The 15564-nt window shown below is 51.1% G+C and carries 9 protein-coding genes; all 9 read right to left on the reverse strand.

The genetic code is table 11. The features are described from left to right. Nucleotides 1–10: 10 nt before the first annotated feature. The 9 genes from FXO21_RS01410 to FXO21_RS01450 all read right to left on the reverse strand — a co-directional run bounded on the left by FXO21_RS01410 (nt 11) and on the right by FXO21_RS01450 (nt 15557). Nucleotides 11–2467 carry a T9SS type A sorting domain-containing protein gene (locus tag FXO21_RS01410; RefSeq protein ID WP_149638422.1) on the reverse strand — a complete coding sequence of 819 codons (2457 nt, stop codon included), beginning with the start codon at nt 2465–2467 and terminating at the stop codon, nt 11–13. Between the two features lie 194 nt (nt 2468–2661). Further along, nucleotides 2662–6816 carry a hybrid sensor histidine kinase/response regulator transcription factor gene (locus FXO21_RS01415; protein WP_225865524.1) on the reverse strand — a complete coding sequence of 1385 codons (4155 nt, stop codon included), beginning with the start codon at nt 6814–6816 and terminating at the stop codon, nt 2662–2664. Nucleotides 6817–6907: 91 nt separating this feature from the next. Next, nucleotides 6908–7858 (reverse strand): phosphotriesterase family protein, encoded by a 951-nt coding sequence (locus FXO21_RS01420; RefSeq protein ID WP_149638423.1) that lies wholly within the window; start codon nt 7856–7858, stop codon nt 6908–6910. 20 nt (nt 7859–7878) lie between these two features. Next, a complete protein-coding gene (locus FXO21_RS01425; protein ID WP_149638424.1) occupies nt 7879–9252 on the reverse strand; it encodes an FAD-dependent oxidoreductase in 1374 nt (457 codons plus the stop codon). A gap of 10 nt (nt 9253–9262) precedes the next feature. Next, entirely contained in the window at nt 9263–10081 is an 819-nt protein-coding gene (locus FXO21_RS01430) for a sugar isomerase domain-containing protein (RefSeq protein ID WP_149638425.1), read from the reverse strand. Beyond that, nucleotides 10078–11004 (reverse strand): ROK family protein, encoded by a 927-nt coding sequence (locus FXO21_RS01435; protein ID WP_149638426.1) that lies wholly within the window; start codon nt 11002–11004, stop codon nt 10078–10080. The genes FXO21_RS01430 and FXO21_RS01435 overlap by 4 nt, the downstream gene beginning before the upstream one ends. A gap of 6 nt (nt 11005–11010) precedes the next feature. After that, a complete protein-coding gene (locus FXO21_RS01440) occupies nt 11011–11799 on the reverse strand; it encodes an SDR family NAD(P)-dependent oxidoreductase (protein WP_149638427.1) in 789 nt (262 codons plus the stop codon). 19 nt (nt 11800–11818) lie between these two features. Next, nucleotides 11819–14677 (reverse strand): PVC-type heme-binding CxxCH protein, encoded by a 2859-nt coding sequence (locus FXO21_RS01445; RefSeq protein WP_149638428.1) that lies wholly within the window; start codon nt 14675–14677, stop codon nt 11819–11821. Nucleotides 14678–14690: 13 nt separating this feature from the next. Next, nucleotides 14691–15557: a sugar phosphate isomerase/epimerase family protein gene (locus FXO21_RS01450; protein WP_149638429.1), complete on the reverse strand. Its 867-nt coding sequence runs from the start codon at nt 15555–15557 to the stop codon at nt 14691–14693. Nucleotides 15558–15564 lie beyond the last annotated feature (7 nt).

Raw genomic sequence — 15564 nt, forward strand, 5'->3', positions numbered from 1 at the left:
GAAGGTTTATTTATTGTTTGATCATTGAGATTGACTTTACATTGCTTTCAGAAGGAACTGACAGGATGTAAAAACCGCTGGGTAAATGTGAAACATCGATTTTTTGATTGATAATCATTCCGCTCATCACCGGTCTGCCAAGCTTATCCAGGATTCTGACCCTTGACCCGCCGCCTTCTATATTGACGATTCCAGTGGTTGGATTAGGGTAAATTTTCAGCATTTTACCGCTGTCCATTTTTACGCCCACAATCCGCGAGAGCTCAACTTTTCCATCGAAATCCATCTGCCGCAGCCGGTAATAGTTCATACCTGGTAAAGGCCTGAGATCCAGGAAAGAGTAAGTGTTATTTTCTCTCGTAGTCCCGTTCCCATCCACGAAACCGACTTTTTCCCACATTCCACTATCAAGCCTGCGTTCAATTTCAAATCCCTTGTTGTTGGTTTCTTCAGAAGTTTGCCAATCCAGTTTGATGCCACTATCCAGTTTTTTGGCAGTAAAACGGATCATTGTTACCGGCAGGATGACTTGATACGCCAGGCTTAGTTCACCCGGATTGGGCCTGTCATAATTGATCGTCCAGCCATCAGGGAGGCCCGTTACCACACTGAATGTACCGCTTAGGGCAGTGGCGTCCAGGATCTTGACTACATCACCTGTCACGGGTGAGGGGAAATTGAAAGTCAGATCCAGTGTACCTTCCAACGTAGCCGTTCCGTTCACTACAACCTGGTCGTAAGCGGTACCCGCAACACCCGTTCCATTCACTTCAACGGCCAGGGTACTTGCGGAGAAGTTTTCATCCCCATTGAACGTCATGACCCCGGGCGAATATCCCGGCGAAAGGATGCCTCCATTATTGCTAAAATGCGTGGGGTTAATTACACCCGTGCCAGACAGGGTTCCGGTTGCGGCGTTGCTGATTGCGCCTCCATTTGAATGAATCAAAAAAGGTGCTGCTATCGCAGTTTTGAGGGACATCGATGCGCTGTTGGTAAACGTGCCGGAAAAGTTATAAAGCGCTGCCTGGGTAGCATTGTCGATACTAATTGCCCCCGAACTATTGTTGAATGTTCCCTCATTTCTAATTCCGTAGCTTCCGGGGCTTGTGATGAGACCAATTTTGAGCAGCCCGTTATTTACTACCGTTCCCTTGTTCAACAAACCTTGAAATGCGCCCCCGCTAATTGTGAGAATGCCCGAGTTTCCTATCGTGAGTGTTGCATCATGTTGTACAGTGACTGACTTTGCGACCGCATTAATGGAGCCGACAACAAGGTCGGTAGCCACATGTGCGATGGTCACATCATCGGTTGCCGTAGGAACTAATGAGTTTTGCCAATTAGATGGGTTATTCCATTCCGCATCAGAGAAACCTGTCCAGATCTGACCGGTCGCCGTAATTGCGGCAGGACCTGAGGGAATTAAGAAACTGCCACCATTCAGGTTTTGAACTACACCCGTATTTTGAGTGATTTTGCTATTGCCGGATGCATTTTCAATGATTACGCCTCCATTGTAGAATTCTCCGGATAAATTGTTGTTTATGATGTTGTCCGATGCAATATTGATGTAGGCGGTACTGGCCGTATTGTCAAAGTAACCACGGTTGAATATGGCATCACCGCCAATGTCCCCCGCTGCACCGATATCAATTGATCCCTGATTGGTAAAAGTCGCACCATTATAGAGCCCATCCGAGACCGTTCGGCTAATTGAAATAAGGCCGCCAGCTTCATTAAAAAAAACCGATTCATCGGCACACCAAAGCCCCCTACCGTCGTAAAGTCCAGGCATAACCCCGCCAATGGTGATGCTGGCCTTGTTAGTGAAGCTGCCTGAGCCGGTATTGGTCATTGCTCCGCAGTTTGTTGCCGCCTTACAGGTCCGGTTAATGGAAATGGACCCACTTTCGTTCACAAAAGTGCTGGCGTCGCTGTCGATACCGGCATAGCCAATATCCCCTGCATTTCCAATATTAATTGTGCCGTTGTTCGTAAAAAGGCCATCTGACATCCCAATCCCAGTATACGCGACATTATTAATATTCAACGTTCCGTTATTTTCAACCGAGCCCGAATAAACGTCTAGCCCATGTCCTTGAGAATCAGCAATGGACAAGGTTCCGTCCACAGCTATGGTGAGAAATCCACCATAAGCTACGATAACAGTCTTGGCAACGGCTGCACCAGTGATAATGGGATTAACATTGGGCAGCGACGCAGCTTGGATCTCTGCTACGTCGGACGCATCGGGTACACCAGCCGTCCAATTCCCTGCTGTGTGCCAATCATTGCTGATGCCGCCGAGCCAGTAAGTATCTGCAAATGCATTATTGGCAAAGAGCAGTATAACAGTGACCAGCCCCCTGATGGATAGCTCAGATAGGTTAAAGCTGAATCTGCTTCTTCCGGATCCGGCTGTTTTTTGAAGGCGACCATTAGTCGGTAAGATATAGTTTTGCATAATGATTTGAGTAAATACAAGATTAATTCGACATACTCACCGAAGCCGTGATTTCGGAACTACTGTTTCATTTTGAAGAGACAGTTGAGGTTGCAAATGTGCCAGTGTGAAACATGGATACGGCGTAAAACCCATGCAACAAACATATTGAAGCACATGGAGGAAGAGGAGGACTATTCGCCCAAAAAGGTGGACTATTGTTTCAACCGCCGGAATTCGGTTGGAGATTGGCCAAATTCTTCGGAAAACAACCGGGTAAAATACTTGGGATCCTCAAATCCTACCGCATAAGCTACTTCGGAAATGGTCATAGCAGTGGTGACCAGCAGGTGGCGGGCCCGGGCCAGGCGAAGGGCGCGGTCGTAACGCGTGACAGACATTCCTGTAAGCGCGACCATCTTCCGGTGAAGCGAAGAACGGCTCATTCCAACCTGCTGGCAAATCGTTTCCATCGAAGCCGGGTTGTTATCCCACTGAGCTTCCAGGGCAGTGCGCAGTCCTTGCAAAAACAAATTCTCAAGAGATTCGTTTTCTTCGATCGGGAGCACCTCCGGCTCTGCCGGTTTTGTTATCCGCTGGCTGTAATAAGACCGTAGCCGGCGGCGGGATTGCAGCAGGTTGTTCAATACCGCCTCCAATTCTTCTCTTTGAAACGGCTTGGTCAGGTAGGCGTCGGCACCACGCCTTATCCCGCTTATCCGGTCGCTGATGCCGGCCCGGGCTGTCAGCATGACAATGGGAATGTGGCTTGTCGCAAGATTGTTTTTCAGCGTATCGCACAATTCATAACCATCTTTCAGGGGCATCATGACATCCGTGACAATAAGGTCCGGAATGTTTCCCAAAGCCGAATCTATGCCGGTCTGACCATTGTCGGCCCGGATGATGTTGTAATCGCTTCGAAGAGCGGAGATGATATAGGCTGCTACATCCTCATTGTCTTCTACCAGGAGCAGAACAGGTTTTTCTTCGGCTGTTTTACTAATCGCAACAGCATCTTCGGACATGGCGTGGCTACCGGAAGCCGGCTCAGCAGGTGGCAGCAAAATGTATGGGGCCTGACGGGTCCGGCGGAAACTCACCACGAACTCGGCGCCCTCGCCCGGTACGCTTCGGACAGCCAATCTGCCCTGCATCAGGGATACCAGTTCGCGCACCAGCGCCAGGCCGATGCCGGTTCCGCCCGTTTCTGGGGCTGGCTGGCCGGAAACCTGAAAAAACCGATCGAAGATCAGCGGCAACTTCTCTGGCTCGATACCGGGGCCGGTATTACGGACATAGATCGACACCCATTCGGCATCCGGTTGTTGCGCGGTTGAAACTGCCTCGTAGTACCCAACAGTTTTAATTGCCGCAGTTGTTAGCCGGAGATAAACCTCGCCGCCGGCTGGGGCAAATTTGATGGCGTTTGTCAAAAGGTTCGATAAGATATCTTGCAGCTTATCCTTGTCAAAATCTGTTTCCAAATCCCTCTCATCGGTTTGGAAATGCATTTGAATGTGCCTGGCAGCGGCCAGGGTATCAAACGACTCGGCCACATAACGTGTGAACCGGACCAGATCGGCGCGGACCGGTTGCCAGGTTATCGCCCCGGATTCAAGTTTGGAAAGGTCAAGGATCTGATTGATAAGCCGAAGCAGGCTGCTTCCGTTACGTTCGATCAGATCGGCAACCCGTGGGCTTCGTGCTACGATCTCGTCCGGCTGGTAACGTTTCAGTTCGGAGGTCATACCCAGGATAACAGTGAGCGGCGTCCGGAACTCATGGGAGATATTGGCAAAAAAGCGGGACTTGGCTTCATTGAGCTGGTGAAGCGATTTCGCCTGGCGCTCAATAACACCCTTGTCCTGTTCAATGCGGGCCGTGGCATGCCTGATCTCCGACTCGAGCCGTAACTGTTCCTGCCGGTGGTTCCAGATTCGCCATTTCAGCCAACCCCAGATGCTGACGATCACCAAGAGTACTGCCAGGCCCAAAAACCATATTTGCAGATAAAAAGGGCGCCTGACATCAACTCCGATAGCCAGCATATTGGCGGACCATTGCCCGTTGGCCGCCTGGCCCCTGATCAGTAACTTGTACTTACCATAAGGCAGGTTGCCCAGCCGTATCGACGATTCGGCCTGCTGTATCCATGCATTGTCCAGCCCTTGTAACTGATACGCATAAACGTTCTTCTCGGAATCGGCAAAATTCAACATTGCAAATTCGAGCACGGCCGTCTGCTCGCCGGGCCGTATGATGATTTCGTGCGTCCTGGCAAGCTGCTCCGTTTTGTCGAGAAGCCGACCCACCGCATGATCGAACTGGCGAAATGAAACAAGACGCATTTGCAGCGGAGCTGGTGGTTTCTCATTTTCGAAGTCCCGTGGATCGAAAGAAGTGATCCCGTTCAGTCCGCCGAAATATATCCTTCCGGCTTTGTCCTGAAAATGTGCAATACGGTTAAATTCATTGTGGGTGATGCCATTCTGGGTAAAATATGCGCGTGTGGTGAGCCTGGCAGGGTTGAATTGCATGATACCATGATCGCTGCTTAGCCAGAGGCTACCTCTCCGGTCCGGATAAATCGCGTGAATATTGTCGTTGGTCAGGCCCTCCGAACGCCGGAACTGGCGGTATTTATTCTGCGCCCGGTCCCACCGTATCAACCCGGCATTGGCTGTTCCCAACCAATAAATGCCTTTTTGATCCTGATAAAAATGCTCGTAAGCATCAGCCGGTAAATAAAAAGACCCCTTTCCGCCACTCCAATAGCGGGCGGTGACCCCTTTGACCGGATCCAGAATATACAGACCGGTTCCAGAACAAATCCAGAACGTGCCCTGCCGGTCAGGGGCGATATGCAGCACGTGCGACTGAGCAAGCTCCTGAAACTGATTATACCGGGTAAATGATTCGATCGCGCCGGCCTTTGGATGAAACAGCCACAGCCCCAAACGGCCGCCGGCCAGCCATTGATCGCCACCTAACGATTGGAGTGCCCAGATTGTACTGTTGTTAAGCAACCGATATCCTTTTTGCCCGCCAGTCTTACGATCATAGTCAATCAATTGATTTGCCAGCCCCAGCATCAGCCGCCCGGGTGGATCATCGGCCAGCGCTATCGTTGGTCCATGCTGCGGATCAGTTAACAGTTTTTTTACCGATTCACCATTTGCAGTGGAAGTGTAGAGTCCAAATTTTTCGAGACTCGCATAAAGAGTATCTCCGCTGACTGTAATCCCCCGAATGGCCGCCGTTTTTTCCCCTGTGTAAGTTGCATTGTAAAATAACCGACGGAAATAGTTGGGCACTACTTTAACCTGGTACACGCCAAAACTTGTCCCCAGCCACATCGAGCCATTTTGGTCCACAAAAAAACTGCGGTTGATTACCGCTTCCCCGGTTAGCTGATCCGTGATATCCAGCAGTACTGCACCCGTTCTGTCCCGGAGGCGGGTTCCATCCCATATTGCGCCGGTTTTATCAAAGACATGACAAACCGGGAAAAGTGAATGTGTTAGGGCTGGTTGCTGAGCATGCGGAATTTCGTACCGTTTACCTGATTCGTCGATTCTGTAAGCTTTAACAAAGCCGTTTGACAGATTTGTAGCCAGATAGCAAAATTCGGTACCGGCATTACGTTGTCCCAGACAATTGGTAAACAGGTCTTCTGAATGCTTAAACTCCCTAAGAATTTGTCCGTCAGCAGTAAGTTCAACGAAGTACTGTCCGTCGGCAATGGCCCAAACGGTTTTACGGACGGTTACCTGGCGAATGGTTAGCTGTTTAAACCGTGAAAGACGAACATGTTTCAGTCCCGATTCAGGGTGATAAGAGGAAAGTACAGCCGGACGGAAATTTGCAAAAAATATAGTTCCGTCCGTGCTGCCAAACAGGCGCTGGGGAAAATTCAGGTAGCTCCCGGTATGCTTTTCGCCGAATTTCTTCTCAAAAGGAATTGTCGTTCCCGTCAGCGGATTGAACAGGAAAATCCTTGACTCCCCATACGGCCCCATGAGCCATAGCATTCCGTCAGCATCCTGGGAAATGGATTGTATATCGTCAAATGCAAGTCCGTTGCGGTCCTTTGTGTAATTGGTGAAAGTTTTTCCGTCAAAGCGGCTAAGTCCAAACTTGGTCCCGAACCACATAAACCCTTGTCTGTCCTGAAAAATGGCATTTACCTCCCGGTGAGCAAGACCGTTCTCCGGGCCATAATGCTTCACCCACCCCACATAGGGTTGGGCCGCACCCGGTTGGACCGCACCAGGTTGGGCCGCACCAGGCTGGGTCGCATACCGTTGCGCTTTTGCCAGCGTGCATAGCAGCATAAGCACGCCCGCCACGAGACTTGTTGTTTTCACAGGATAGAATAAATCTGAAAAGGCACGGATCGGATCTATATCCTCTATTTGAAAACAATTTGTAAATTCCAGGAAAGTCGATGAGGAAAATTTAGCCGTTAAATGCGTAGAGCGAAGCCGGGTTGTCAATCATGATCCTGTTCCAATAAACGTTTAGCCCCCTGTTTTCCAGTTCCTCCCTGAATGTGGTCAGTAAAAAGTCAAGACCGGGTGCGCCGCCATAGGATTTCCAGTAGGTGTTTTTGGCAGCGTCCATACCCACGGTAATCTGGTCAGGAAATTCGGGCAGTAACTTTTCCAGCAGTGCGTAAGTGCTGTTCGTTTCCCCGGATTTCCACCTGAATGCGCTGTCAAACTCGACCCTGACGCCTGTTTGTAATACATCTCTGACATATTCATGATCAGGGTGTTTGTCGACGTGGGAGATCACAACGTGTGACAGGTTGACGCCCAACTTCTCAAAAAGCTGTGCCTGTGCCAGGGCGTGTTTTCCCGAATTGGTATGCGTCAGAATCGGCGCGCCCGTGGTTAAGTGCGCATTGGAAACTGCGTGAAAAATCTTTGTTTGATGCCCGTTAATGCTTTCGTCTGCGGTCGCCAGTTTGATAAGCCCCGCCTTTTGTCCGGTTCGTTTGATAATCGGGCCATTGTAATCGTAAAGGTCTACGCCTTCTTCGATGTCCGCGACGAAAAGTGCGGCCAGCTGGTCTGCAGAATAATCATAACGCCAGTGGTTGGAAGGATAATACATTTCCAGATGCAGACCCGTCGGGGCCACGATATGGATTCCCGACAGGGTTGAGACCTCCGCCAGCTTGACGACATTACGCCCGCAGTTGGCAGGCATGGTGTCGATCATCGTCCGGCCGCCCAGGTCGTGCACCATTTGCAGTTCCATGGCTATTTTTTTTATATCATTGAGTAAAAAAGCCGGGTTGGCCTGGGTCGGGAAACTTTCTTCAATAACAATGTGCTCGTGGGAATAGGTGGTCCCCATTTCCCGGATGTCGATATCGCCGTTGACCGTTCTGATAAAAGCCATGCTACCTGTTTTATTGTCCATTATAAATTCTTCCGCCAGTCGTCCCTGCCGGTGTATGCTTCTTTTTCCGGAATTTCCAGTACGGCACCAATATCGTGAAGGTGTTCCCGCAAGGCATTAACAGACAGTTCGTTGGCAGCTTCGTCGCATTGCAGCGAAAGTACTGCCGCAATACCTGCGGCCTGACCCATGGACATGGTTTGCGCCATAGACCTGCACGAGGCATGGGCGTCGTGCGTGGCTGAAAAACACCGTCCAACCACCCATACGTTCCGGCTGCCTTTTGGTACAATACAACCGTAAGGAACTCCGTATATCCCTGTCCCCGGAATGTATTCCCAATGTGTTTCCTGCCCGCTCTGCTCGTCGAGCCGGTGGTCTTCAATGGGCGCCCCGCACAGGAAAATGCTGTCGTTCGGAATGTTCGCTTCCATGCATTCTGCCTTGGTCAACCTGTGTTCCCCGTAAACGCGGCGGGTTTCACGCACGCCGATCTGGTGGGAAAGACCAATGATGTCCGATTGCCCGTATCCGGGTACTTCCTCCTGGAAAAACCGCTCGTAAATAAAAGCCTGTCTTCTGCCTTCTATTTCAGCCTGAGTCAATTGGGAAGCGTCGAGGCCAGAAAAGCCTGAAACTTTAACCGCCACAGTCGAGATACATTTGCGGGCATTCATTTCATGGGCGGAACCTTCTTTTCGCGGTAACGGATGTCGCCCGCTTTGCACAGCCTGCCGCATTTTTTCCGTAAGCATTTTCTTCCCGCCTGAACTCTGAAATAATTCAGGGTCCACGTTGCTCATGCGAAAAGTAGTGGTCATGCTTTGCGCTGGTTCGAGCTGGCCGGCGATTTCATATTCCATTCCTGCCAAATGACAAAAGTCTGCGTCTCCGGAGGCGTCAATGACGCGCCGGGCAATGATTTTTCCAAATCCGCCTTTATGCCACACGATGCAGCTGTAATTTTCATTTCCACTGTCCACATCAATCAATGTGGTATGGAGCAGATAAGTAATATGCTGGTTACCAATAAGATAGTCCCAGGCGCTTTTCAGCTTTTCGGGATTATAGTTCACACCCGTTCCTGCACCGTAGGTATTGGGTCTCAGGAAAATGGCTTTCTCTCCATCCAGGGTATTGACGACCTTGTCGGGCCAGCCGCCTGCTATTTTTTTCGGTGATCCGCCCGGCGTGAAAAAGCCGTAAAATGTGTCCAGCATTTGGGTGGACGAGCCTCCCGGAAACCCATATCGTTCCAGGAGCATCACCGAATGCTTTCCCGGTATTGCCCCCGCAGCGATAGCCGCTACACACCCCGCCGATCCGGCCCCGATCACCAGTATATCGACCTCCCGGATAACGGGTACGCGTAAATGATTGATTATTCCTTTCATATTGAAGCTTTCAGGTTCCGGGAACAAGGTCATTTGTGCTTACGTACGAGCTGTACCCTACACTTTCGTAGAGTTTGGCGAGCCTGTGCGCATGTTCATCATAGGCACTTTCAAAAAGCTCTTTTGCTTTTTCGGCGCCTACATTTACTTCCGCCGTAAGGACTTTGGGAGGCCTGCCCGCCTCGGTTAACAGTTTCGCCGTTTCCGCCTTGATACTGTTGATAATAATCGCCCCTCCGACGGTCGAGCCGGGGGCCACGGGTGTCTGCAAACCGGGGATTTGTATCATTGCATCGCCTGCCGGGGCACCCGTGTCGAGTATGAGGTCGGCGAAATCGGTCAGTTTCTTGCCATCTGCGCGTTTGCTGCGGCTTTTCTCCGCGTGCCGGGAGGTTACCAGTGCCACTACTTTTATACCCGATTCGGCAAACAGCTCCGCCATTTCTACAGGAACTACATTGCATCCGCTGGAAGAAATAACGAGGGCAGTATCGACCTCCGAGAGCTTGTAATTTCTCAGGATCCTGGCTGCGAGTCCGGGCACATTTTCCAGAAACATGGCCTGGCGCTGGCCATTGGCCCCTACTACCAGATTGTGAAATGTCAGCGAAAGCTCGACGATGGGATTAAAACCCGGAAAAGAACCATATCTCGGCCACATCTCTTCCACCATGATCCGGCTGTGACCGCTACCGAAAACATGGACCATCCGCCCCGCCAGAATGGACTCCGCAAACCACGAGGCAGCTTTTTGAATGGCTTCTTCCTGCTGTTCGATGACGGTCAGGATCTCTTTTGTTTTATCAATAAATTGTTGGGTCACACTCATACTGTCTGATTAAATTGAAATGTTTTTACACTGCAAACTGCCGCGCCGATGGATCCTGAAAGATCTGTAAAACTGGCCTTTTTGATAGGTACCGCAGTTCCTTTCGGCCGCCATTCGTAAATATCCATGAACGTAGCCAGCGGCCCGAAAAGGGCATCGTCGGCCTGGGTGATACCGCCTCCCAGCACGATGACCTCGGGCGAAAATATGTTGATCAGGGATGCCAGCCCTGCCGCAAGCTGCCGGACTGCATCCAGCCAGGCTCTGGTAGCAATGGGCTCGCCCTGCCGGTATGCCGCAACCAGCTCACGCGTATCATTGTATTTGTAAAAAGTACGCTGCGGGACTGTTGCATTGCCGATCGCCTGTTCGAGGCTGCCCGGCACGTTGGTGATATCAAGTTCCGGGTTATGGACGTCGAGTATCATGTGTCCCAGGTGTCCCGCGCGGTTCGCATTTCCCTGGAAGAGCTTTCCGTTGAGCCATAACCCACCGCCTACACCCGTTCCGAGCGTGAGCATCAATGCATGGCTATGGCCGGTTGCACTTCCGTAATGCGCTTCTGCCACCAGCGCGGCATGTGCATCGTTCAATACAAAAACGGGATGCTGAAGCAATGCCTGCCAGTCGAAACCTTCCAGTCCCTGCATACGTCCGGGCATGTTGATAATCATTTGGTTATCTGCGGATGCAATGCCCGGCGCGGCAAGGCCTATCCCTTTGACTTCATCAAAAGACAGCTGTTTCAGCGCAGACACCATTTCTCTGATCTCCTGTTTCCAGTTACCGGCGTTGCCGTCGCGCGTATCTACGGACAGTTGCTGAACCGGTTCGCCACTTTGCAGATCGATCAATACGCCTTTGATCCTGGTACCGCCCAGATCGATTCCAATGGCGTACCCATCAAAAGTTGTTTCTCTCATAATCATTCAGATTTGGCCTTCGCTGACACTCCAGCCGCCGTCTACCGATAATATTTGTCCCGTAGTATATCCGGACAGGTCAGACATAAAATATACAGAAGCACCATTCAGGTCTTCCGGTGTTCCTACTCTTCCGCCATTCAGGGGTTGTTTTGTTTTAATAAAATTGACGATCACCTCGTCTTCAGAAGCCCTTTTGGACATAGGGGTTTGCACCAGTGCAGGAGCCACCACATTGATCCTGATATTGTCCTTTGCATAATAAGACGCAATCGATTTGACAAAACCGAACACTGCAGATTTGGCTGCTGCATAAGCATGCGTGGCGAAATAGGTGGGCGAAGGCGCATATCCCAAAACCGATGACATGTTCAGGATTGTGCCGGATTGTTTTCTTGCCAGAAACTCCCGGACAGCCGCCTGATTGGACAGCATCATGGATGTCAGATTGAGATCAAATGTGTATTGCCAGCCTTCGAGCGACAGCTCGTGCAGAGGCCCGTCGCCGAATTTGCGGCCACTTCCTCCGGCTACGTGGTACAGACCGTCAAAGCCCCCGAAGGTTTCGGTACAAAGACGGATCGCCCCTTCGGCTGTTTCGGGCTGAGTCGCATCTCCCTGATAACCAATACCTTTTTCGTTGAGCGCTGCCTGTGCCTTTTCACAGTTTTCCTTGTCGCGCCCCACTACGACTACCTGCGCTCCCTCATTCACAAATTCCAGGGCAGCAGCGAGACCGAGGCCGGTGGTGCCGCCAATGATAACGATCTTCTTATTTTGCAGCCATTGATGCATATTGTTCAGGCTTTTAGGGTCAAAAATTCATTAAATAGGCTGCTATATCGGCCAGATGCTGCTCTTTCAGGTTCAGTGTGGTGGGGTCGGGCATCATGGTACGGGCACGTTCGCGTTTCACGATGTCCTTGCTCACCAGACTGATCTGCTTGCCGGTCGCATCTTTGAGCAAAACTGTTTCTCCTTCACTTTGCAAAAAGCCGTAAACCGTTTCGCCGCTTTTGGTAGTGATCATCCACGGCTCATATCCGAAAACAATGTCGGCGTCGGGGTGGATAATCGCATCCAGCAAGGCACGCTTGTCCAGCTTGTTTTTTATGTTGGTCAAATCCGGTCCGATCTGCCCGCCGTTGTTGCCTGTGCGATGACAGGAGCTGCATGAAGCGGTAAATGCCTCCTTCCCGCGGACAGGTTCGGATTTTAGTTTGAGGATCTCCGAGATATTGTAGCTTTTGGCATCACCATTTTTGAAATACTCTCCTGCCAATACCCTTACCGATTGGTCGGGATTTGAGAAAATATGCTGCGCTGTGACTTCCGTAAGTTCAGGCGAAAGCCTGTTTCCGGCTGCCATCTGGATCAGCATTTTTGCCCCGGCGGGGTCTTTGGCAAGCGAGGCGGCAGCGGCTGATTTTTCCTCCGGGGTTGAGCCGGATTTTGTCAGCTGCGTTTGCCAGTTTTTAACTTCCGCAGACAATTCAGGTGTTTTTTTATCAACCTGATAATAACCCGACCAGTCGTTTCCGCTCCTGAATTCCAGCCACCAATCCACCATGGGCGCCATTTCTTTCTGGTCTTTCATCTTTTTAATATCCATTACCGCGAGTGCTGCTTCTTTCGAAGGAATGAAACACAATGCAGTCAATGCCTGCTGGCGCTGCTCAAAAGTGAGTTGGGGGGAAGTTACCCGTTGCCGGAGGGCGCCAATCGATTCCTGGGGGTGAAGCCGCCATGCCAGTGTCGCCATACGGTCGTCCCATTTCAGAGGGGCTTTCCCGAATTTTTCAAGAAGTATCCCATAAAAAGCCTTTTCCTTACCGTCCATCGCAGTGCCCAATGCTTCGAGATACCACCGGTCTTTGCCATCGTACCCCTCGCATAATTTTATCACAATATCCCTGGCGGCCGCAAACGGCACATCCCTTAGCGAAATAGCCACCTCCCGTCTCACAGCCGCAGAAGGGTCCGAAGCTAGGATCTTCGCCTCAGGCAATGCGTTCCTCACACTACGGATTGCCCTGAACGCAGTCAGTCGGATCTGTTCGTTGGGATGTTTCAGAAGAGATTCTACTTTTTTCATTCCACCGCCGGGTATATTGGCCAGTAACCATATTGCCCGCGACTGGTGATACGGATTTTCGTCCTTTTCAATGATCTGGACGAGATCGGGCACTACTTTTTCGCCCTGTCCAAGCAGACTGACAAATCCCTGATTCCGCACATTGACCGCCGGGCTTAACAATGCCTGGATCTGGCCTTTTTTAGTTTTGAGATCGATGACAGGTGTTTTCAGAGATTTGTTTTTCGGTTTAACCCTGTATATCCTCCCAAAACCCTCCTTGTCGTGCATGGCGTGGCCGCCCACGATAGGGTCGTACCAGTCGGCAATGAATACGGATCCGTCGGTTCCGGCCGTTACATCGCTGGGCCTGAACCATTTTCGTGTGTCTGTTTCCTCATTGTCCCACCTGTATTTTTCGGTGGAAGCTCCTATGGATGAAGCAAAATCGATACGGTTGGAGAGGTCAAATCCGGCCCCTGTCGCAGCGGGCTTGTACCCGAATATCACATTTCTGCCCGCGTCGGAGCTCAGCAGCATTCCTCTGTAATTTTTACCCAATGCATCACCCTCATACACGCTCACGCCTGTCGGGGACCCGGAGCCGATCTGATTTCCCGGAGGCATAGTGCCTGGGTCTTCCTGGTGCCAGTGAGCCGTAAAAATAGATTGTCCCGGACGCTGGTCGGCACGCCATGAACGTGTACCGTCCGCGCTGAAATACCCGGCATTACCGTTCTCCATGACCCAGGTGGTCCGGCACCCGGCTACTTCATCGTCGTTATCATTCTGCCACATATTCCCGTGGGAGTCAACCGCCAGCTCGTAGGCATTGCGGAAGTTATGTGCGACTACTTTCAGATTCTTCCCGGTCGGATCTACCCGCAAAGCGAGGCCGCCTGTATACAGTCGGTTGTCATCACTTTTCATGCCCGGCTTGTTGGTTGTATTGTAGGGCGTGCCTCCATTGTAAATACTGCCCGATCGCAGATTCCATCCGCCTTTGTCGGTAACGATGTGCGGCCCCGCGTTGCCGGTGTTGAAATACAATCTCCCATCCGGCCCTGCAATGAGCGAATGCAGGGAATGGTCATGATCATAACCTCCGAAACCAGTGAGAAAAACTTCTTTTTTATCAGGCTTGTCGTCTCCGTTTTCATCCGTGTAAACGATCAGGGACGGTGCCGAGGAAACGATAATTTTATTCCCCAGAACCGCTACGCCCATGGGTGCCTGAAGATCCTTGTCTTCCACGAACACTGTGGTTTTGTCGGCCTTGCCGTCACCGTCGGTATCTTCCAGGATCAGTACCCGGTCGCCTTTTTCGTGGTGCAGAACATTCTCGCCCTTGTTCTTGAAAGCCCGGTAGTTAACCGCTTCCGTAACCCAGACCCGGCCGCGGTGATCCACGTCAATGCTGGTAGGATTGTACAGCTGCGGCGACTCAGCCCAGACGGCCACTTCGAGATCGTCGGGTACATACAGCGCCCGCTTGTCGTCCATGTTTCCGATACCGGTCAAACCCAGCGAAGCCCATAGGGAAGTCGCCAGCAATGTTTTTCGGACAGGTTTCTGCCACAGTTTTATGATTGTATCCATGCTTTTGATTTGTTCAACTTTTGTATAGCTGGCGTAGGTACTGGTTGTTGGCGATGTAGCTCGTGAGCATATCGCCGTCCTTGGGAACTGCCCCTTCGATTTGCACCCAACCCTGGTAGGAGATATCGTCCAGCACTTTTTTTACTTTTTCAAAATTCACAATCCCTTTTCCCAGGAGCTGCCCGTTTTCCTTCATGTGCACTTCACAAATCTGCTTATTGAGGAAGGGTATTTCTTCAAAAATATCGTAGCCCATCTGGGTGGAATTGGCGACGTCGTAATAGACCTTGATATTGGGAGAACCTACGGCGTCGATGATTTCCATATGCTCGCGTGCACTCAGCCAGGATTCTATCCCCAATACAATTCCTTCATTTTCAGCTTTTGACGCTACTTTTTTGAATCTTCGTATCACTTCTTTTGTCCCGACAGGGTCATTTTTGAGGTCGCCTTCCGAAAAGAATGCGAGCAAAACCACGCGACAGCCCATGGCTTTGGCGACATCGATGCTGTCGCTGACCCATTTTTCTGTGCGCGGGTCCGATTTGTAGGGGATGCTGTTCAATTCACCGATCGCCAGGCCGCCAATGGCCACGCCGGTTTCCGCGGAAGCTTTTTTATATAGTTGCTGAATTTCCGGTCTTCTCAGATGCATATCATTGGCCACCGTGCCCAGGCTGATCTGCACGCCGTCGAGGCCGATTTTTTTGGCAGTGTCGAGGGCTTCGATTTTGCTGTGGCCGTTGATAGACCAGTCGCAGGCGCCGATCTTTATTTTCGATTTTGTATGCGCGGAAGCATGTACTTCCGGGATGAGCGCGGCGGCGGCCAGGCCAGACAAATGGCGTATGGCTTCACGCCTGTTAATGGCCTGAATCATGAATATG

Source organism: Dyadobacter sp. UC 10, from assembly GCF_008369915.1.
Classification (GTDB): domain Bacteria; phylum Bacteroidota; class Bacteroidia; order Cytophagales; family Spirosomataceae; genus Dyadobacter.

Excerpts from the sequence above, each read along its gene's own strand:
- FXO21_RS01410 (WP_149638422.1), bottom strand. The coding sequence starts at position 2,467 with ATGCAAAACTATATCTTACCGACTAATGGTCGCCTTCAAAAAACAGCC.
- FXO21_RS01420 (WP_149638423.1), bottom strand. The coding sequence starts at position 7,858 with ATGGCTTTTATCAGAACGGTCAACGGCGATATCGACATCCGGGAAATG.
- FXO21_RS01425 (WP_149638424.1), bottom strand. The coding sequence starts at position 9,252 with ATGAAAGGAATAATCAATCATTTACGCGTACCCGTTATCCGGGAGGTC.
- FXO21_RS01430 (WP_149638425.1), bottom strand. The coding sequence starts at position 10,081 with ATGAGTGTGACCCAACAATTTATTGATAAAACAAAAGAGATCCTGACC.
- FXO21_RS01435 (WP_149638426.1), bottom strand. The coding sequence starts at position 11,004 with ATGAGAGAAACAACTTTTGATGGGTACGCCATTGGAATCGATCTGGGC.
- FXO21_RS01440 (WP_149638427.1), bottom strand. The coding sequence starts at position 11,799 with ATGCATCAATGGCTGCAAAATAAGAAGATCGTTATCATTGGCGGCACC.
- FXO21_RS01445 (WP_149638428.1), bottom strand. The coding sequence starts at position 14,677 with ATGGATACAATCATAAAACTGTGGCAGAAACCTGTCCGAAAAACATTG.
- FXO21_RS01450 (WP_149638429.1), bottom strand. The coding sequence starts at position 15,557 with ATGATTCAGGCCATTAACAGGCGTGAAGCCATACGCCATTTGTCTGGC.